The following is an 18,349-nucleotide window of genomic DNA, read 5'->3' on the forward strand; positions in this document are numbered from 1 at the left end:
GAGGCCAACACCACCGGCTACGCCCCGCCGCTCACACCCCCCCCCCCCCCCCCCCCCCCCCCCCCCCCGTGGCCGTACCCGGTGGGCCGGGCCGCCCGGCCCGGTGCGGCGGTCCCGCGGGTCTACTGCTTCTTGAACGACCGGATCTGGTAGCTGCCCTGGAGGTTCCCTCCGTGACCGGCGGCGGTGGATCCGACGCGCGCGTTGTAGTTGGTCTGCGTGTAGTACTGCACGCGGTGGCCGGTCCCGTTCCACAGGGACAGCACGTTCTTGCCGTTGCGGATGAACGAACACAGGTCGGCGGTGTTCGCGACCTTCTCCGCCGTCCACTGGCAGCGGGTGCCGCCGCCGTCCCAGCCGCTGTAGATGCAGAAGTGTCCCGGGTCGCAGCGGAAGGCCGCGGCGGCGCCGGCGCCGGCCGGGGCCGGGGCGGTGGCCGACGCGGCGGGGGCCGTGCCCAGGGCCGCCGCGAGAGCGAGGGAGGCGAGGGCGAGTGAAGTGACAGGGCGCATGGTGGTCCGTTCCTTCCCGCTGGATTCGTCGCCGGTGTCCCCGGACGACGGCTGTAAGTGTCACGTAGGGTGAACGAATGGCACCAGAGCGTATTTGATGGCGCGCGAGGCGTAGCGGGCGGTCACATGGCGCGGCGGTGCGAGACGGGTCCTCCGGCGGAGCCAGGGGAGCGAACGGACGAACGGCGCGCCCGGAGCATGCGCGGGCCGGTGCCGCCCCCGGTTGTCAGTGCCGGATGGAAGAGTGCCCGGCATGACCGAAGCGAACGTGAAGACGGACCTCCTCCGATACCTGCGTGAGGCGCGACAGGCCCTGGTGTGGAAGCTCGACGGGCTCTCGGAGTACGACATCCGCCGGCCGCTGACCCCCACCGGAACGAACCTGCTGGGACTGGTCAAGCATGTCGCCGGCGTGGAACTGGGGTATTTCGGCGACACGTTCGGACGCCCGTTCTTCGAGGGCGAGCCGCCGGCCTGGTGGTACACGCGGGAGACGGAACCCAACGCGGACATGTGGGCCACCGCGGACGAGTCACGGGAAGAGATCGTCGGGTTGTACCGCCGGGCGTGGGAACACTCCGACAGCACGATCACGGCACTGGCGCTCGACGCGATCGGCCACGTCCCGTGGTGGCCGGAGGAGCGACGAGAGATGACACTCCACCACGCCTTGGTCCGCGTGCTCTGCGACACCCAGCGGCACGCCGGGCACGCCGACATCGTGCGCGAACTCGTCGACGGGTCCGTCGGACACACACCGGGCAAGGGCAGCCTGCCCCCGGGGGACCGGGCGTGGTGGGAGGGCCACCGCAGCCGGCTGGAGCGCGCGGCACGGGACGCGGGGAACGCCTGACCGCGCGCGGCGCCGGCCTCAGCCCAGCAGTTCCCGGACGAGCGCCGCCACCTGCCCGGCCTCGATCAGGAACCCGTCGTGCCCGTACGGCGACTCCACCAGCCTGAGCCGGTCGGCGCCCGGGATCAGCGCGGCCAGTTCCGCCTGCTGGGCCGGCGGGTAGAGGCGGTCGGAGTCCACCCCGGCGACCAGGGCGGGCGCGGTCACCCGCCGCAGGGCGGCCCGCACACCACCCCGGCCCCGGCCCACGTCATGGGCGTTCATCGCCTCGGTGAGGACGACGTAACTCGCCGCGTCGAAACGCCGTACCAGCTTGGCCGCGTGATGGTCGAGATACGACTGCACCTGGTAGCGCCCGCCGCGCCACGGGTCCTCCCCGCCCTGCGGCAGGCGGCCGAAGCGGACCTGGAGCTCCGGCTCGCTGCGGTAGGTGACATGGGCCAGGCCGCGGGCCAGCTCCAGCCCCGCGTGCGGCCCGCGGCCGGTGTCGTGGTAGTCACCGCCCTGCCAGTACGGATCCGCGCGGATGGCCCGTACCTGGAGGTGCGCCCACGCGATCTGCTCCGCGCTCGCCGCCGCCGTCGTCGCGAGCAGCAGCAGCGCACCCGTCCGCGCCGGGAACGACACCGCCCACTCCACGGCCCGCATCCCGCCCATCGAACCGCCGACGACCAGTGCCCACCGGTCGATCCCCAGCGCGTCCGCGAGACCGGCCTCCGCGGCCACCTGGTCGCGCGGGGTCAGGAACGGGAACGCCCCGCCCCACGACCGCCCGCCGCCGGGACGCCGGGAGGCCGGCCCCGTGCTGCCCTGGCAGCCGCCGAGGACGTTCGGTGCCACGACGAACCAGCGGTCGGTGTCCAGTGCCCGGCCCGGACCGATCAGGGCGTCCCACCAGCCGGGGGTCGGGTGCCCGGGCCCGGCCGGGCCGGCGACGTGGCTGTCCCCGGTGAGCGCGTGCAGCACGAGGACGGCGTTGGAACGGTCCGGTGCGAGCGACCCCCAGGTCTCGAACGCGAGCCGCACGCCCGGCAGTTCACCGCCCGCCTCCAACGGCAGCGGCTTCTCGGCGTCGTACCACCGGCGCCGGCCGGGCGGGTCCCCCTCCCGCCAGGCCCCGGTGGCCGGCGGGAGGGGCGCCTCGGCAGCGGCGACGGCGTGCACCTACGCGCCCTTGGCCGCGCGGAAACCGGCCTCCAGGTCCGCCTTCAGGTCGGCGAGGGCCTCGATGCCCACCGACAGGCGCACCAGCCCCGGCGCGGTCCCGGTCACCTCCAGCTGCGCCTCGTCCAGCTGACTGTGCGTGGTGGACGCCGGGTGGATGATCAGGCTGCGCACGTCACCGATGTTGGCGAGGTGACTGAACAACTCCACGCCGTCCACGAACCGTTTGCCCGCCTCGACACCGCCGCGCAACTCGAAGGAGACGACCGCGCCGGCTCCGCGCGGCAGGTACGTCCGCCCGGCCTCGTACCACGCGCTGGACGGCAGGCCCGGGTAGTGGACGGCGGCGACCTCGTCGCGCTGCTCCAGCCACTCGGCGAGCGCCTGCGCGTTGGCCGTGTGCCGCTCGATCCGCAGGCTCAGCGTCTCCACACCCTGCAGCAGCAGGAACGCGGAGTGCGGGGACAGCGCCGGGCCGAGGTCGCGCAGCAACTGCACCCGCAGCTTGACCGCGTAGGCGCCGGGGCCGAGCGCCGGCCAGTACCGCAGGCCGTGGTAGCTCGGGTCCGGCTCGGTGAAGTCCGGGAACCTGTCGGCGTGCGCGCCGAAGTCGAACGTACCGCCGTCCACGACCACGCCCGCGATGGCGGTGCCGTGGCCGCCGAGGAACTTCGTGGCCGAGTGCACGACGATGTCCGCGCCGTGCTCCAGCGGGCGGAGCAGGTACGGCGTCGGAACCGTGTTGTCCACGATCAGCGGAACGCCCGCCGCGTGCGCCACGTCGGCCACCGCCCGCACGTCGAGCACGTTGCCGCGCGGGTTGCCCAGCGACTCCGCGAACAGCGCCTTGGTGTTCGGCCGGATCGCCGCGCGCCACGCCTGAGGGTCGTCCGGGTCGTCCACGAAGGACACCTCGATGCCGAACCGGGGCAGCGTGTGGCGGAACAGGTTGTAGGTGCCGCCGTAGAGGGAGGTGCTGGAGACGATGTGGTCGCCGGCGCTCGCCAGGGTGAGGAGGGCCAGCGTCTCCGCCGCCTGCCCGGAGGACAGCGCCACGGCCGCCACACCGCCCTCCAGGGCGGCCAGCCGCTGCTCCAGGACGTCCTGGGTGGGGTTGTGGATGCGGGTGTAGATGTTGCCGGGCTCGGCCAGCGAGAACAGGTCGGCGGCGTGCCGGGTGTCCCGGAACACGAACGACGTGGTCTGGTAGATCGGCGTGGCGCGGGCACCGGTTGCGGGGTCGGGCGCGGCACCGGCGTGGACCTGCTTGGTCTCGAAGGACCAGGCCGATGTGTCGGGGCCGGCGGACGGCTCCCCGGGGGTGTGGCCGGCGGTGACGGAGTCGGGGGACTGGCTGCTCATGGTGCTCCTCGTGCGGGAGAGCGGCGCTGAGTTGCGACGAGGTAAGCACGGCCCGCCCCCCGGGAACAGGGCGATACGCCCCCGCGCAACGAGGACTTCACAAACGACATCCGCACGCAACGACCGTCCGCGCACACGGCCGGGGGAACGGACGCCTGTGCGGGAGGCCGCGGCCGGGCCTCCCGCACCCACCGTCAGCGGCGCACGGCCGCCGGGCCGGCCGGTGTGTCACCGCGCAGCGTGATGCGGTGCATGACACGGTGCTGGTCTCCGTAGTCCCGATTGGCGTAGTGGGCCGTGCTGCGGTTGTCCCACAGGGCGACGTCCCCCGGCTGCCAGCGGTGCCGTACGACGTGCTCGGGCTTGGTCAGGTGGGCGTAGAGGATGTCGAGGATGCCCCGGCTCTCGTGCTCCGAGACGCCCACGATGTGCGAGGTGAAGCCGGGGTTCACGAACAGCCCCTTGCGGCCGCTCTCGGGGTGGACGCGCACCACCGGGTGCTCCACCGGCTTCAGTTCGGTGAACACCTCGCCCTCCCACAGGTTGCCCCGGCCGCCCCGGCGCTGGGCCAGGTAGTACCCGAACTCGCGCGTGCCGTCGTGGACGGCGGTCAGGGTGTCGACGAAGTCCCGCAGACCCGGCGAGAGCGACTCGTAGGCCAGCTGGCTGTCGGCCCAGTTGGTGTCCCCGCCGCTCGGCGGCAGCACCACGGCCCGCAGCACGGAGATCGCCGGCGGACGCCGTACGAACGTCACGTCCGTGTGCCAGACGTCGGCGAACCCGTTGTCCTGGCTGTCCAGCGAGTACACCTCGGGCGCCACGTCACCGGAGTCGTGGACCGGATGCCCGGCGGTGACCTCGCCCAGCCGCCGGCCGAACTCGATCTGCGCGGCGTCGTCCAGGCCGTGCTGACCGCGCACGAAGAGCACCTTGTACGCCACCAGCGCCTCGCGCAGCGCGAGGACCTGGTCGTCGTCGAGGCGGCCGAGGTCGATGCCGTGGATCTCGGCGCCGAAGCGCGGGCCGAGCTCGGTGACCGGCAGCCGCGCCGGGGCGGGCCGCTCGCTGAGAAGGCTCATCTGTGTGTCCTTTCCGGATCGGGGGTACGGGGTCAGGCCGCGGCGGCGGCCTTGACGGCGTGGGACACCCGCGTGCGCAGCTCCGCGAACTCGCTGGAGGCGCGCAGCTCCTCGGCGTCGACGCCGTCGCGCGGCAGCGGGATGCGGAGGTCCAGGGCCACGGTGCCCGGGCTCCTGGTCAGCACGACGATGCGCGAGCCGAGGAACACCGCCTCGTCCGCCGAGTGCGTGACGAACACCGCGGTCCGGCCGGTCCGCTCGGTCACCTGGCGGACGTCCTCCTGGAGCCGTTCCCGGGTCAGCGCGTCCAGCGCCGCGAAGGGCTCGTCGAGCAGCAGGAGAGGGTTCTCGGCGGCGAGGGCCCGGGCGATGGCGACGCGTTGCTGCTGGCCGCCGGAGATCTCCCAGACCCGGCGGTCCTCGACCCCCGTGAGGCCCACGCGGGCCAGCAACTCCGCCCTCCGCTCGGGACGCCGGGCGCGTTCGACGCCCGCGTACCGCAGCGCGAGGTCGATGTTGCCCCGCACGGTCCGCCAGGGGAACAGCCGTGGTGTCTGGAAGACCACCCCGGCGGCCACCCCGGGCCGTGGTGCGGCACCGTGGACACGCACCGAGCCGTGCGTGGGCCGCTCGAACCCCGCGATGAGCCGCAGCAGCGTGCTCTTCCCGCACCCCGAGGCACCCACCAGGACCAGGAACTGCCCGGCGGGGACGGTCAGATCGACGGGTCCCACGGCGGTGAAGGTCTCGCCGCCCCGGCCGTACCGGTGGACGACCTTGTCCAGGCGGACGGCCCCGGCGTGCACGGCGTCACTCTCCCGCGCGGTCGCGGTGACATCACTTGAGGACATCGGGCAGCCCCTTGAGATAGAACGCCTCGCGGACGACGTCCTCGGCCGGCGCGGCGTCGATCTGTTGCTGGTCGGCGAGGAAACGCGCGGTGTCGGTGACGTAGGTGAGCAGCTTGCCGGGGCGGTGGTCGGTGCCCAGCCAGTCGGGGGACGCCACCTGCTCAGGGGTGAGGAACACCCCCTGCCTGAGCTGGGCTTTCGCATCCGTCGCGCTGATGCCGAGTTCGGCCGCGACGGCCGTGACCGAGCCGTCGGGGTCGGACTTGAGCAGGCGCAGCGCCCGGGCCTGAGCCCCGCGCCAGGCGTCGATCGCCCGCGGGTCCCTGGCGATGAGGTCCTCCGAGACCACCGCCAGGTCGAGCGTCGGCTTGCCCGCCGCGCCTATCTCCTTGCTGCTGGTGAGCTGGGTGCCGGTCGTGCGCAGCTCGTCCAGGGTGGGCAGCCACACATAGGCGGCGTCGATGTCGCCCCGCTGCCAGGCGGCGAGGATGGCCTGCGGCTGCAGATCGACGAGCTTGACGTCGGAACTCTTCAGCCCGGCCGCCCGCAGGGCCGCCAGCAGACTGTAGTGCGAGGTCGAGGCGAAGGGGGTGGCGACGGTCTTCCCCTTGAGGCCGGCGACGTCGAGGACACCGCTGCCCCTGCGCGCGACGAGGGCCTCGTTCTCCCCGGCGACGTCCAGCACCCACGCGACCTTGTACGGAATCGGCGAGGTGCCCGAGATGCCGCGGGCGAAGGGGCTGGAGCCCAGCGCCGCGATGTCGAGCGACTTGCCGAGGAAGGCCTGGTTCACGGCGGCCCCGGAGTCGAACTTGATCCAGGTGACGCGGTAGTCCGGCAGCTCCTTCTCCAGCAGCTTCCTGTTCTTCACGAGCAGATCGCCGCTGGGGAAGGCGAAGTAGCCGATGCGCAGCCGCCGGGAGCCGCCCGATGTCGAGGCCTCGCCGGACGAGCAGCCGGTGACGGCCGCGGAGACGGCGGCGAGGGCACCGGCCAGCAGGAGCCGACGGGAAGCGCCTTGGGGCACACGGGACATGACAGAGCCGTTTCTGTGCTGGGTGCGGGGGACGGAAGGGGGCCGGCCGAAGGTCCGCGCACGGTGCCGGGACGGGCCGTGCGCCGACGTGGCCGGGAGGAGGAAGAGGCGGGGACGGCGGGTGCTACGCGCGGCCGCGCCACGGCACGACGGCGCGTTCCAGCCGCAGCAGCAGGCCGTCGATCACCAGACCGGAGACGCCGATGGTGATGATGCCGACCAGCACCACGGGGGTGTTGTTGTAGTTGGCGGCGTCCTTGACCATGCCGCCGATGCCGGGCAGCCCGTTGACCAGCTCGGCGGCCACCAGGGAGGAGTAGGCCACGCCCACGGCGAGCCGGACGCCGGTGAGCGTCTCGGGCAGCGCGGACGGGACGACGACGTCCTTGACCACGTTCCACCGCGACGCGCCGAGGGCACGGGCGGCCTCGATCAGACTCCTCGGCACGGCCGCGACCGCCGTGGTGGTCGACACGGCCACGGGCGGGAACGCGGCCACCGCCAGCAGGGTGACCTTGGGTTCCTCGTTGATGCCGAGCCAGATGACGAGCAGGGAGAAGTACGCCAGCGGCGGCAGCGTGCGCAGGAAGGTGATCCAGGGCTCGAACAACGCGCGCAGCCAGCCGACGGTGCCCATGAGCAGCCCGAACAGCACCCCGAAGGCGATACCGACACCGGCGCCGATCGCGATGCGGCGCAGACTGATGCCCAGGTGCTCGACGAGATACGTGCCGTTGTACCCGCGTACTCCGTGGTGTGTCGTGGACACGTTGACGAACGCGTCCCACACCTTGGCCGGCGGCGGGACCAGGGTCTCGCTCCAGGTGCCGCCGGCCGCCACCAGCTGCCACAGCGCGAGGAAGACGAGAAGCGAGCCGAACGGCAGCAGGACGGGGCGGACACGGGCCCACACACGCCCTGCCGGGAAGGACCGTCCGGGCGTCGGATCGGTGGGCGGTGCGGTGGTGCCGGCTTCGGACAGTGGGGGAGTCGTGGACACGGGCGTCCTCCATGGGACGCCGGGGAGGAACGGCCTCGACGGCGGAGGGCGGCGGTCGGCCCCGGCGTGGGTGATGCTGAACGATGCGGACGGAGCACCCCGGCAGGGCGCGACAAGAACCCTCGTCCGGAAGACGTCAGCGGACGACGAGGGGTGCGGGAACAGGCCGGCTCAGCAACAACACGAGCCCGGGCGTCGGCACAGGTCGATGACCAGACGTCGCACCAGGGACTCGGAGATCATGAGGCGTATTTCTACAGCAGACGCGGCCCCCGACCAAGGGCCGTCCACTTCGTGGAACACAGCCGCTCACGGACCGGGCACGCGCGGCCGTGCCCTCGTCGGGGAAGGTTTGCCCGGCGTCGCGCGGACGCGGTCGCCGGGCGGGGAACGGCCGCTGGGCCGGGAGTCGGCGGCGGGCCGGGAGCCCCTGTGGCCGGAGCGGGTCGCGGGGCGGCGGCTTCGTCGCGGGCCGCGCCCGCGTGAAGGGCGAGGGCCCGCGCGCACTGGTGCCCCGGCCACGGCGCCCCCGTCGGCCCGCGCCGGGCCTTCACCGTCGGCGCACGCCTACCGATGCGTCCATGTGCCGTGGAGCGCGGTGACGGAGAAGCCCGGCCCATAGGCGACCGCCAGCGCGGGCGTGCCGTCGGCGGGAGGCTGGTCGTGGGTGCGTTCGAGGACGCGCAGGACGGAGGCGCCGCCGAGGTTGCCTTCTTCGGACAGGGTGTCGAGCGAGTGGCCCGCGTCGTCCTCGCCGAGGCCGAGAGCGGTGGCGGTGTCCATGATGATCGGCTTGGACCCGGGATGGATGACGGGGACGTCGACCGGGCGGCCGTCGAGCCAGTCGAGAATGGCGGGCATGACGTGCCGGGCTCCGCCGGTGGCCTGCTTGGTGGAGTCGAAGTGCAGGCCGTCCGGGCCGATGCGGCCGGCGTACATGGTGAGACTGCCGGGGAGGACGTACTCGAACAAGCCGTCCGCCGTGACGGACAAGCCCGGCCCGAGCGGCTCGCTGCTCACGATGGTGGCCGCCCCGCTGTCCCCGAACAGCGCCTTGTAGATCATGTGCTCGATCTTCGTGTCGTGGTGGTTGTACGCGGTGGAGAGGACCTCCGCGGCGACCACGAGGACGCGGGAGCCCGGGTGCAGGAGCGCTTGTTCGACGGCACGGATGAGGGCGTGGGCGCCCCCGGCGCAGGCCGCGGTGGTGAGGGCGGTGCGCCGGACGGTCGGGCGCAGACCGAGCCGGTCGACGAGATGGACGTCGAGATTGGGAACGGCCCAGCCGGTGGCGTGGGTGGTGATGATGCCGGTGATGTCGCCCGGGCGCAGTCCGTACCGGTCGAGGACGGCGCGGGCCGCGGTCTCGGCCATCGACAGCCCGTCGGCGAAGGCGCGGGTGACGCGTTCGCCGACGTCGGCGGTTCCGGAGATGGTGTCCGCGGTGAGGGGCTGGGTGAAGTACCGGCTGTCGACACCGCAGTTGTCGAGGACCCGGAGGATCGCGCGGAGCCGGGGATGGTCGGGGTGGTGGGCGCGGATGTCGTCGGCTATCTCGCCGGTCGTGATCTTGTGCGGGGCGAGGACGGTGGTCGGACGGGCGATGTGTGCAGGCATGTGGTCCCCCCTGGACGTACGTTGACCTGGTCGGGTCAACGTACGGCAAAGTTGGCGCGATCGTTTCCCTCGGTCGTCGCGTTTATGGTCGCTCAGCGCCTGCCATACCGGAACAAAGCCTTGCGTTCACCCCATTGTTCGAGCCTGCAGCATGGGAGGACGTGCGGCTTTGTGCCGGGGGCCCGGCCGGAAAATGAGGATCATGAATCGTGACCCGGGTGCGGTGAGCGGCTGTGCCACACACATCGTCACCCAGCCCTGCCCGTGTACCGCGTGCCGGATGGGGCGCTCGTCACCGTCGGGGTGGATGCTGGTACCGCCCGCGTCGTAGAGGGGGCGGGAGACGGGATCGGCGAGCACGTCGGCTTCGATGTGCAGCAGTGTCTTGTCGTCGGGACGCTGCGCCAGCGCCGTCTGGAGCTGGGGCATGACGAGCGGCGCCCAGGCGGTGGCCCAGTCGGTGAGCTGGTCGCGGCCGTCGACGAGCATCCACCGCATGGTGTTGGCGGGGGCCCGCCCGCGATCGAAGAGCTGATGGAAGTGGTCGTTGCAGGTGATGAGGTTCCAACTGGCGTCGGTCACAAAGGCCATGCCCTGCACGGCGTGGACGGCGTCGGCCCAGGCGGCGGGCACGGCGTGCCCCGAGGTGTCGTACAGCGGCCCGGGCGGGTCCTCGCCGCGGGCGTACCGGCACAAGGAGATCCACTCCTGCTCGTTCATGCCGTACAGCCGTGCGATGTCGCGGAGCAGGTCGACCGGCGCGTTCGGGTAGTTGCCGGATTCCAGGCGCTGGTAGGTGCGGTCGGCGCAACCGAGGAGTTCGTCGACGTGGTGCTGGGCGAGGCCGGGGGCGCGGCGGCCTCTGCCGGTGGGCCGGGGAAAGCCATGGGTTTCGGGGGATATCTGGGCACGACGGTCTTTGAGGAGTTTGTTGAGCGCTTGCTTGTTCACTGCGGATTTGTCCCCCGGGACCGGTTGTCGAGTGCGGCCAGTCTAATTACTGTCACGGGGTTTTGTTGTAAAAGATCTGCCGTAGATATTGGCTGGTTGTGTCATGCATGCTCGGTGCTGCGCGGGCGCCGGCCGGCAAGTCCGACGGCTGGTGATCGCGTGCATCACCCCCTCGCGGATACCGGCCGTCAACTGGTAACTCCCCCCGGCTGGTATCCGCGCGAGGAGGCCGGGGACGGACGTGTGGCGGAGCACGCTTCCGGATTCTGGTGCCGTGCCGTCGCAGCTCCCGGGCGGGACGGCAGCAGAATCCGGACGCAGGCTCGGTGCCACGCTCCCGGACCTGCCGCACTGTGGCCGGTGCCCTCCCGCCCCACCCCAGGGGCCTTGGCACCGGCCGCCGTCTTCCTCACCGGCGCCCGGCCCGTACGGGCATGACCGCCGCCCCCTCGGATCCGGAGCCGTGGCGCGAGGACGTGCCACGGCTCCCGCCGGTGAGCGCGGGGCCGCCGCGGTCAGGGCGCCTGCCAGACGGTCCCGCGAGCCTCGTACTCCAGCATCGCCTCCACGCCGGTCGCGGCATCCGGCCCGAGTTCGCGTGTGACCAGCCAGAGGCCCAACTCCAGGCCCGAGGTGATGCCCGCGGCGGTGACGAGATCCCCGTCGTCGACCACGCGGGCGTCCTTGACCGAGCCACCCTGCTCTTTCAGGTACGCCTTCGCGCCATGATGGGTGGTGCAGGGGCGCCCCCTGGTCAGACCGGCCGCGGACAGCAGCACCGCGCCCGTGCAGAGCGAACTGATCGTCAGCCCCTCGCGGGGAGCCGCGGCGAGCGCTCGCGGGAGGGTGCCGTCGTCGACCTCGGCCCAGACACCCGGGCCGTCGCGGCGTGTGTAGCCACCGCCGGGCACCACGATCACATCCGCCTCCCGCGGAGCCCAGCGGTGCCTCACCCGGATCCCCGTGCCGTACCCGCAGCGGATCAGCCGGGGCCGTCCGGTGGTGACGTACCGGACCTCGACCCCGTTCGCGCTGTGCATCGCGGCGGCCGAGAAGACCTCGTAAGGAGCGATACAGTCCAGTTCCTCGACACCGTCGAACATCACGATGTCGACGCGCAGCGGTCCCGTCCGCCGGGGCGCGGCAGCAGCCGCCCCGGTCCCCGAGGCCGTGACCGTCAGCGCCCCGGCCCCCAAAGTCGCCGCTCCCGCTGCCGTCGTCCGGCGGAGAAAGTCTCTGCGTTCCATCGACGTGCCTCCTTATGTCTGCCGTAAGTGGCTTTCGAAGCAGCACACGGTTTCCGTGAACCGCCCGCAGCGTATTGGTCGTTGGGGAAAGCGACCGAGTTCCCGCCCGGGGCGGTGCGGCGTGGTGCGGTACGGGCCGCACGGCAACGGCGCTCGCGTACCCCCGTGCGCCGCCTGGGGCGCGGACTGCGAGGATGAGGCGCCATGACCGCCGGGTGGTGTTGTCGCGCACTCAGGGCCGCCGTGTTCGCGGCCCTCTGTGTGCTGCTCGCCTCCCTGGGCCACGTCGTGATGTCGGGGACCGCGGTGCCCTGGTGGGCCATGGCCGCGGGTACCGGGCTCACCGGCGGCGCGGCCTGGCTGTCGGCCGGCCGCGAGCGCGGGCCGGTCACCGTCGGCTCCCTCGTGCTCGCCGCCCAGGCCGTGCTCCACGCGTCGTTCTCGCTCGTCCAGGCCGTCGTAGACCCCGGGGTCCCGGGCCACAGCTCGCTCGCCCGGCAGTGGCTGGGCCACCTGCTGTGCCGCATGCCGGCGGACCCCGGCGGCGAGCACGGCGCCCTGCCGACGCCCCCGGGCCCCATGGATCACGCGAGGGGTGCCCCGCACTCCATGGGGCCGATGGACCACATGGAGGCAGCGCCCCCCGTGGACCACGGCATGGGAGGCATGTCCTCGACCGGCATGCTCACCGTCCACCTGCTGGCCGCGCTGCTGTGCGGTCTGTGGCTCGCCCACGGCGAACGCGCCGCGTTCCGCATCCTGCGGGTCCTCGCCGGCCGGCTCGCCGCTCCGCTGCGCCTGCTCCTCCGGCTGCCCGTGCCGCCGTACCGGCCACGCGTGCGCGCCCGCCGGGGCCGCTCGGACGGCACGCTCCGGCGGCTCCTGCCCACCCGTGCGATCACTTCCCGGGGGCCGCCCGCGGGGACCGCTGTCGCCTGACGACAGCCGGATCCCCGAGGCCGCACGCACGACACGAGCCGTCGGCCCCCGCCTCGGGCCTCGGCCGCGCGCCTGCGCGCCCGGCCGTTCCCCCCTCACCGGTTCCGCCCCGCCGTCGGCGCCGCCCGTGCGCACCCGGCGCGGAGCCCGGTTCCGGATTTCCCGAGAAGGAGACAGCGGATGCTCACTCCTGCCCTGACCGCACCGCGCGAAGATGCGGAGAAAGGCCCGGGCGACGACGCGATCACCGCCTGGGCACTCGCCGCCCGCGGCGGCGACCCCGATGCCGTCGACCGCTTCGTCCGCGCCCTGCACCGAGACGTCCACCGTTACGTGATGTTCCTCGGAGCCGACCCCCACAGCGCCGACGACCTGACCCAGGACACCTTCCTGCGGGCCCTCGGCGGCCTGCACCGCTTCGAAGGCCGCTCCTCGGCCCGCACCTGGCTGCTGTCCATCGCCCGCCGCGCGGTGATCGACAGCTTCCGCCACAGCTCCACCCGCCCCCGGCTGTCCGACACCGGCGACTGGCAGTCGGCCGCCGAACGCGCCCAGCCGCGCGGCCTGCCCGGCTTCGACGACGGCATCGCCCTCACCGATCTGCTGGCCACGCTTCCCGACGACCGCCGCGAGGCATTCGTGCTCACCCAGCTGGTCGGGCTTCCCTACGCCGAAGCGGCCGGTGTCAGCGGCTGCCCGGTGGGCACCGTCCGCTCACGGGTGGCGCGCGCCCGCGCCGCACTGATCGAGTGGCTGCGGGACGCCGAACGCCGCGCGCCCCTGCCCGCCGCCGCCTGACCCTCCGCCCACGGCCGCCGCCCGGTCCGGACACCCTTCTTCCGGGCGGCGGCCCCGGTGGAGTCGCCGCGTACCCGCTCCCGCTCACCGTTGTCGGGTGGCTGTCGGCGGCGGCCGGTCGTCTGTCGGTGCTTTGTCGGTGGCCGACGGGACATTGGCATCAGCCGGCGCCCTCCAACGGCACAGGCCCGCACCGTCCCGGCTCGACGCGGCGGCGGTCCCGGTGTGCTGCCGGGCGTCCCCGCGGCGATTCCACGCTCGGAAAGGAACCCCTCATGACCACGGACATCACCATCATCGGCGCCGGTCTCGGCGGCCTCGTGCTCGCCCGTGTCCTGCACGTCCACGGCATGGCGGCCACCGTCTACGAGGCGGAACCCTCCCCGGCCGCGCGTGCGCAGGGCGGGATGCTCGACATCCACGACTACAACGGTCAACTCGCCCTGGAGGAAGACGGATTGACGGAGGAGTTCCGCGGTCTGGTCCTGGAGGGCCGCCAGGCGCTGCGGTTCCTCGCCCCGGACGGGACCGTCCTGTTCGACAAGGCCGACGACGGCACCGGCGGCCGGCCCGAGGTACAGCGCGGCGACCTGCGCCGGATGCTGCTCGACTCGCTCCCGGCCGGCACCGTCCGGTGGGGACACAAGGTGAGCGGCGCGCACGCCCTCGGCGCGGGCCGCCACGAGGTGACGTTCGCCGACGGCGGCACCGTGGTCACCACCCTGCTGGTCGGCGCGGACGGCGCCTGGTCACGCGTCCGGCCGCTGCTGTCCGCCGCCACCCCCCAGTACACCGGCAAGTCGGTCGTCGAGACCTACCTCTACGACGCCGGCACCCGCCACCCCGCCGCGGCGAAGGCCGTCGGCGGCGGTTCGATGATCGCGCACACGCCGGGCAGGGAGATCTTCGCCCACCGGGAAAAGGGCGACACCCTGCACGCCTACCTCGGACTGTCCGAGCCGCAGGACTGGTTCGCCGCCATCGACTTCACCGACGCCGCCGCGGCCACCGCACGGATCGCCGCGGAGTTCGACGGCTGGGCGCCCGAGCTCACCGCGCTGATCACCGACACCGACACCGCACCCGTCCTGCGCCCCCTCTACGCCCTGCCCACCGGGCACCGGTGGGACCGGGTGCCCGGGGTGACCCTGATCGGCGACGCCGCCCACCTGACGGCCCCGAACGGCGAAGGCGCCAACCTGGCCATGCTCGACGGCGCCGAACTCGGCAGCGCCCTCGCCGCGCACCCCGACGACACCGAGGCCGCGCTCACCGCGTACGAGCAGGCTATGTTCCCGCGCGGCGCCGAGGCCGCCGCCTTCGAGGGGGAGGCCGCGCACGGGGCCGACTCCGACACCGCCGCGGTCCACGACCTGATCACCGCGCTGACCCAGCGGGTGTCGTGACCCGCTCCCCGACGGGTCCGGCATGTGACCCCCGCCGCGCCCCGCCCGCCCCGAGTCCCGCGGGAACCGGCCGGGCGGCGCGGGTGGTCAGGGGCGGGTGGCGGTCGCGAGATCGGGGTAGAGCGGAAAGATCTGGTCCAGGCCGACGATGCCGAGCACGCGGAGGGTGTGGGCGGGAACCGCGGCGAGGGCGATGTCCGCCCCGGCGGCGTGCGCGTGGGTGCGGGCGGCGATCAGGGCGGTGATGCCGCTGGAGTCGCAGAATTCCATCCCGGCCAGATCCAGGACCAGGCGCTGGCCCGGCGACAGGGTGAGGGAGGCGAGCCGCGCGCGCAGCTCGGGGGCGTTGCTGTAGTCGAGTTCGCCGGTGATCTCCAGAACGGGACCGGTCGTGGCGTCGCGAGTGGTGATGTTCAGTGGGCTCATTCGGGGTTGCTTGTCGTCGTGCCGGGGGCGGGGAGGGCGGGGGCGCCGAGGGCGAGCAGGGCGGTGTCGTCGTCGAGACCGTCGCCGAAGTCGTCCAGCAGACGGGTCAGGGCCTGGATGACGGCGTGGGGAGAACTGCCGGCATGGTCGGTGGCGAAGGCGAGCAGGCCGTCGTCGCCGTAGAGACTGGTGCGGTCCGCGCCGGTACGGGCCTCGGTGAGGCCGTCGGTGTAGAGCAGCAGCGTGTCGCCGGGGGCGAGGGTGGTGGCGGCGGTGATGAAGCGGGCCTCGGGCAGGATGCCGACGAGGAGGCCGCCGGGAGTGGGCAGGTAGTCGGCCGTGCCGTCGCCGCGCAGGACGAGGACCGGCGGATGGCCGCCCGAGGCCAGGTGCACGGCTATCCGCCCGGTCGCCGGGTCGGCTTCGAGCGTGCCGAAGACGGCGGTGCAGTAGCGCGGGTCGCCACCCGCGGCGTAGCGCTCGTGGAGCACCTTGTTGAGCGTGGTCAGGGCGGACACGGGGTCGGGGTCGTGCAGGGCGGCGGCGCGCAGGGTGTAGCGGGTCAGCGAGGTCAGCGCGGCGGCCTGGGGGCCCTTGCCGCACACGTCGCCGAGGAAGAAGGCGAACCGTCTGCCGTCGATGGGGAAGACGTCGTAGAAGTCGCCGCCGAGCCGGTCCGGGGAGGCGGTGTGGTAGTGGGCGGCCGTCTCCACTCCGGGAATCCGCGGCAGGCTGTCGGGCAGCAGCGACTGCTGGAGCACGGCGAGGGCGTCCTGCAGCCGGGCACGGTCGGCCTCCGCCTGCCTGCGTGCCGCCTCGGCCTCCTTCCGGCCGCGCAGGAGCTCCTCCTCGTAGGCGCGGCGGTCGCGGGCGTCGAAGACGGTGGTGCGGATCAGCAGGGGCTCGCCGGTGCTGGTCTCCTTGACCACGGAGGAGACCAGCACCGGTATCCGGCCGCCGCCGGCCTGTTTGATCTCCAGGGCTATGCCGCTGATCTCGCCCTGCATCCGCAGCAGGGGAGCGAAGTGCGTCTCGTGGTACAGCTTGCCGCCGACGGTCAGCAGGTCGGTGAACCGCATGCGGCCCACCACCTTCGCCCGGTCCAGGCCGAGCCAGTCCAGCAGCGTGGTGTTGATCTTGGCGATGGTGCCGTCCATCAGCGTGGACAGGTATCCGCACGGCGCGGACTCGTACAGTTCCTCGGCGCTGTCCTCCAGCAACGCGGCGAACGCGGCATCCGCGTTCCCGTCGTCATCGGCGTTGTGCGGGCCGGGTTGCCGCTCGGCACGGCCCATCACCGCAAGCCCGCCAGGAACTCCGTGATCGCCTCGTTGGTGGCCTCGGGCGCGGACAGGTGCGGGCAGTGCCCGGTCGCGTCGAGAGTGACCAGGCTCGCACCGGGGATCGCCTGGTGGACGAAGGCCCCGACCTCCCGGGGCGCGATGACGTCCTGGACGCACTCCAGCACCAGCGTCGGCACCCGCACACTCTTGAGGTCGTCCCGCGAGTCGGACAGGAACGTGGTGCGGGCGAAGACGCGCGCCATGTCCGGGTCGGTGGCGCAGAAGCTGTTCTTCAGCTCCTCGCCGAGTTCGGGCCGCTCCGCGTTCCCCATGATCAGCGGAGCCATCGCCGCCGACCAGCCCAGATAGTTCGACTCCAGCGACTCCAGCAGCTCGTCGATGTCCTCGGAGCTGAATCCGCCCCGGTAGCCTTCGTCGTCGATGTAGCGCGGTGACGGCGCGACCATCACCAGGGCGCCGATGCGTTCGGGGGCCGTACCGGCGGCCAGCACCCCGATCATCGCGCTGACCGAATGCCCGACGAACACCGCGTCCCGCAGGTCCAGCGCCTCGCACACCTCCACCACGTCGCGGGCGTACCCGTCCAGGGAGCCGTACCGCTCCTCCGAGAACGCGGACGGGTCCGCGCGGCCGGAGCCGACGTAGTCGAACAGCACGACCCGGTAGTCCCGCACCAGCGCAGGCACCGTCAACCGCCACATGTTCTGGTCGCAGCCGAACCCGTGGGCCAGCACCACCGTCCGCCCCCGGGGATTGCCGGTGACGGTGACGTTGTTCCTGCGAACGATATCCATCCGGCCAGTCTCTCAGGTGCCACCGACCACTCCGGCACCCCACCGGGCCACGGCTGCGGGCGGGCGCGGGATACCCGGCGGTCTTCCCCGTTCCCGTCGATCCACACCCGGGAGTTTTTTCCGGCGGTCCGGGCGATCGCGCCGCTGTTCCCCGGCCTCCCGCGGAAGCACGGGGCGGTCGGTGATTCCTGACACGGGCCCCGGTGGCGACCCCGGACAGCGGCTGTGACGTCACCGTCGGTATCGCCGCCGCGGAGTTCCGTGACGCGTCCTGAGCCATCCCGGGGACCTCGGCCCACACACCGGCCGTCCCGACGCCTGACCTGCGAGGACCGGGGTATCCGCGAGACCGGGCCGTCATCCCCTCGAACCAGTAAGGAGCCACCGTGCCGTCCACTGACGTCGTCGAGCTGATCCTCCAGGACCACCGGCGCATGGAAGATCTCTTCCGCACCCTGCGCAATGCCGAAGCCGACCGCGCCGCCGCCCTCGAAGAGTTCGCCCATCTGCTCATCGCCCATGCCTCCGCCGAGGAGGACGAGGTCTATCCGGCCCTGCGGCGGTACAAGAACGTCGACGGTGAGGACGTCGATCACAGCGTGCACGAGCACCATGAGGCCAACGAGGCCCTGCTCGCCCTGCTCGAGGCCGGGGATCCCGGCTCCGACGAGTGGGACGAGAAGCTGGAAGAGCTGGTCACCGCGGTCAATCACCACGCCGACGAGGAAGAGCGGACCCTGCTCAACGACGCGCGGGAGAACGTCGCCGACGACCGCCGCTCCCAGTTGGGCGAGGCGTTCCGCGAGGCGCGCGCGAAGTACCTGGAAGACGGCTGCGGCAGCATCGAGAACGTGCGCAAGCTGGTGGCCGCCGCCGGCGAGTGAACCACGGACATGGAGCGGGGGGGGGGGGGGGGGGGGGGGGGGGGGGGTTTGTTTGTGGGTTTTTTTTCGGCGGGGCCGTAGGGTCCCCACCCACGCCCCCCCGTTCCCTTTTTCCCCAGGGGGAGC

At 72.7% G+C, this 18,349-nt stretch carries 18 protein-coding genes; 5 read left to right on the top strand and 13 right to left on the bottom strand.

Annotated features, from left to right (window positions below):
- Positions 1-122 precede the first annotated feature (122 nt).
- Positions 123-512, bottom strand: coding sequence for a peptidase inhibitor family I36 protein (locus ACZ4W9_RS32145; protein ID WP_467941667.1), 390 nt, complete (start codon positions 510-512; stop codon positions 123-125).
- Between the two features lie 253 nt (positions 513-765).
- Here ACZ4W9_RS32145 and ACZ4W9_RS32150 point away from each other — a divergent pair, with 253 nt between their 5' ends.
- Positions 766-1,365, top strand: coding sequence for a DinB family protein (locus ACZ4W9_RS32150; protein WP_467941669.1), 600 nt, complete (start codon positions 766-768; stop codon positions 1,363-1,365).
- Positions 1,366-1,383: 18 nt separating this feature from the next.
- Here the strand turns inward: ACZ4W9_RS32150 and metX are convergent, their stop codons facing one another.
- The 9 genes from metX to ACZ4W9_RS32195 all read right to left on the bottom strand — a co-directional run bounded on the left by metX (position 1,384) and on the right by ACZ4W9_RS32195 (position 11,672).
- Complete coding sequence (gene metX / locus ACZ4W9_RS32155) at positions 1,384-2,529, bottom strand: homoserine O-acetyltransferase MetX (RefSeq protein ID WP_467941671.1); 1,146 nt, start codon at positions 2,527-2,529, stop codon at positions 1,384-1,386.
- Positions 2,530-3,891 (bottom strand): bifunctional o-acetylhomoserine/o-acetylserine sulfhydrylase, encoded by a 1,362-nt coding sequence (locus ACZ4W9_RS32160; protein WP_467941673.1) that lies wholly within the window; start codon positions 3,889-3,891, stop codon positions 2,530-2,532. It abuts the gene before it with no gap.
- A 194-nt stretch (positions 3,892-4,085) separates the two neighbouring features.
- Positions 4,086-4,970 carry a TauD/TfdA dioxygenase family protein gene (locus ACZ4W9_RS32165; RefSeq protein ID WP_467941675.1) on the bottom strand — a complete coding sequence of 295 codons (885 nt, stop codon included), beginning with the start codon at positions 4,968-4,970 and terminating at the stop codon, positions 4,086-4,088.
- 32 nt (positions 4,971-5,002) lie between these two features.
- Positions 5,003-5,821: an ABC transporter ATP-binding protein gene (locus tag ACZ4W9_RS32170; RefSeq protein ID WP_467941677.1), complete on the bottom strand. Its 819-nt coding sequence runs from the start codon at positions 5,819-5,821 to the stop codon at positions 5,003-5,005.
- Positions 5,808-6,857, bottom strand: coding sequence for a taurine ABC transporter substrate-binding protein (locus ACZ4W9_RS32175; protein ID WP_467941679.1), 1,050 nt, complete (start codon positions 6,855-6,857; stop codon positions 5,808-5,810). The genes ACZ4W9_RS32170 and ACZ4W9_RS32175 overlap by 14 nt, the downstream gene beginning before the upstream one ends.
- A 124-nt stretch (positions 6,858-6,981) precedes the next feature.
- The gene (locus tag ACZ4W9_RS32180) at positions 6,982-7,857 is read right to left on the bottom strand and encodes an ABC transporter permease (RefSeq protein WP_467941681.1); all 876 of its coding nucleotides are present in this window, start codon (positions 7,855-7,857) and stop codon (positions 6,982-6,984) included.
- Positions 7,858-8,424: 567 nt separating this feature from the next.
- Positions 8,425-9,474 (bottom strand): beta-ketoacyl-[acyl-carrier-protein] synthase family protein, encoded by a 1,050-nt coding sequence (locus tag ACZ4W9_RS32185; RefSeq protein WP_467941683.1) that lies wholly within the window; start codon positions 9,472-9,474, stop codon positions 8,425-8,427.
- 126 nt (positions 9,475-9,600) lie between these two features.
- Positions 9,601-10,425 (bottom strand): MmyB family transcriptional regulator, encoded by an 825-nt coding sequence (locus ACZ4W9_RS32190; protein ID WP_467941685.1) that lies wholly within the window; start codon positions 10,423-10,425, stop codon positions 9,601-9,603.
- A gap of 515 nt (positions 10,426-10,940) precedes the next feature.
- On the bottom strand, positions 10,941-11,672 hold the full coding sequence (locus ACZ4W9_RS32195; protein WP_467941687.1) for a DJ-1/PfpI family protein: 732 nt from the start codon (positions 11,670-11,672) through the stop codon (positions 10,941-10,943).
- Between the two features lie 204 nt (positions 11,673-11,876).
- On the opposite strand from ACZ4W9_RS32195, the gene ACZ4W9_RS32200 reads away from it, so the two are divergent.
- The 3 genes from ACZ4W9_RS32200 to ACZ4W9_RS32210 all read left to right on the top strand — a co-directional run bounded on the left by ACZ4W9_RS32200 (position 11,877) and on the right by ACZ4W9_RS32210 (position 14,815).
- Complete coding sequence (locus ACZ4W9_RS32200) at positions 11,877-12,611, top strand: hypothetical protein (protein ID WP_467941689.1); 735 nt, start codon at positions 11,877-11,879, stop codon at positions 12,609-12,611.
- A gap of 180 nt (positions 12,612-12,791) precedes the next feature.
- Positions 12,792-13,409 carry a sigma-70 family RNA polymerase sigma factor gene (locus ACZ4W9_RS32205; RefSeq protein ID WP_467941691.1) on the top strand — a complete coding sequence of 206 codons (618 nt, stop codon included), beginning with the start codon at positions 12,792-12,794 and terminating at the stop codon, positions 13,407-13,409.
- A gap of 275 nt (positions 13,410-13,684) precedes the next feature.
- Positions 13,685-14,815, top strand: coding sequence for an FAD-dependent oxidoreductase (locus tag ACZ4W9_RS32210; RefSeq protein WP_467941693.1), 1,131 nt, complete (start codon positions 13,685-13,687; stop codon positions 14,813-14,815).
- A gap of 87 nt (positions 14,816-14,902) precedes the next feature.
- Here ACZ4W9_RS32210 and ACZ4W9_RS32215 read toward each other — a convergent pair whose 3' ends face one another.
- The 3 genes from ACZ4W9_RS32215 to ACZ4W9_RS32225 are packed head-to-tail and all read right to left on the bottom strand — an operon-like array spanning position 14,903 to position 17,339.
- A complete protein-coding gene (locus ACZ4W9_RS32215) occupies positions 14,903-15,241 on the bottom strand; it encodes an STAS domain-containing protein (protein WP_467941695.1) in 339 nt (112 codons plus the stop codon).
- On the bottom strand, positions 15,238-16,536 hold the full coding sequence (locus tag ACZ4W9_RS32220; RefSeq protein ID WP_467941697.1) for a PP2C family protein-serine/threonine phosphatase: 1,299 nt from the start codon (positions 16,534-16,536) through the stop codon (positions 15,238-15,240). The genes ACZ4W9_RS32215 and ACZ4W9_RS32220 overlap by 4 nt, the downstream gene beginning before the upstream one ends.
- Complete coding sequence (locus ACZ4W9_RS32225) at positions 16,536-17,339, bottom strand: alpha/beta fold hydrolase (protein WP_467941698.1); 804 nt, start codon at positions 17,337-17,339, stop codon at positions 16,536-16,538. The genes ACZ4W9_RS32220 and ACZ4W9_RS32225 overlap by 1 nt, the downstream gene beginning before the upstream one ends.
- Before the next feature lie 386 nt (positions 17,340-17,725).
- On the opposite strand from ACZ4W9_RS32225, the gene ACZ4W9_RS32230 reads away from it, so the two are divergent.
- Positions 17,726-18,223 (top strand): hemerythrin domain-containing protein, encoded by a 498-nt coding sequence (locus ACZ4W9_RS32230; protein ID WP_467941700.1) that lies wholly within the window; start codon positions 17,726-17,728, stop codon positions 18,221-18,223.
- Positions 18,224-18,349: the final 126 nt, after the last annotated feature.

It is taken from the genome of Streptomyces sp. NPDC029296, from assembly GCF_055569255.1.

Coding starts and splice junctions, on each gene's coding strand:
- ACZ4W9_RS32145 (WP_467941667.1), bottom strand. CDS start 512: ATGCGCCCTGTCACTTCACTCGCCCTCGCCTCCCTCGCTCTCGCGGCG.
- ACZ4W9_RS32150 (WP_467941669.1), top strand. CDS start 766: ATGACCGAAGCGAACGTGAAGACGGACCTCCTCCGATACCTGCGTGAG.
- ACZ4W9_RS32160 (WP_467941673.1), bottom strand. CDS start 3,891: ATGAGCAGCCAGTCCCCCGACTCCGTCACCGCCGGCCACACCCCCGGG.
- ACZ4W9_RS32165 (WP_467941675.1), bottom strand. CDS start 4,970: ATGAGCCTTCTCAGCGAGCGGCCCGCCCCGGCGCGGCTGCCGGTCACC.
- ACZ4W9_RS32170 (WP_467941677.1), bottom strand. CDS start 5,821: ATGTCCTCAAGTGATGTCACCGCGACCGCGCGGGAGAGTGACGCCGTG.
- ACZ4W9_RS32175 (WP_467941679.1), bottom strand. CDS start 6,857: ATGTCCCGTGTGCCCCAAGGCGCTTCCCGTCGGCTCCTGCTGGCCGGT.
- ACZ4W9_RS32185 (WP_467941683.1), bottom strand. CDS start 9,474: ATGCCTGCACACATCGCCCGTCCGACCACCGTCCTCGCCCCGCACAAG.
- ACZ4W9_RS32195 (WP_467941687.1), bottom strand. CDS start 11,672: ATGGAACGCAGAGACTTTCTCCGCCGGACGACGGCAGCGGGAGCGGCG.
- ACZ4W9_RS32200 (WP_467941689.1), top strand. CDS start 11,877: ATGACCGCCGGGTGGTGTTGTCGCGCACTCAGGGCCGCCGTGTTCGCG.
- ACZ4W9_RS32205 (WP_467941691.1), top strand. CDS start 12,792: ATGCTCACTCCTGCCCTGACCGCACCGCGCGAAGATGCGGAGAAAGGC.
- ACZ4W9_RS32210 (WP_467941693.1), top strand. CDS start 13,685: ATGACCACGGACATCACCATCATCGGCGCCGGTCTCGGCGGCCTCGTG.
- ACZ4W9_RS32215 (WP_467941695.1), bottom strand. CDS start 15,241: ATGAGCCCACTGAACATCACCACTCGCGACGCCACGACCGGTCCCGTT.
- ACZ4W9_RS32220 (WP_467941697.1), bottom strand. CDS start 16,536: ATGGGCCGTGCCGAGCGGCAACCCGGCCCGCACAACGCCGATGACGAC.
- ACZ4W9_RS32225 (WP_467941698.1), bottom strand. CDS start 17,339: ATGGATATCGTTCGCAGGAACAACGTCACCGTCACCGGCAATCCCCGG.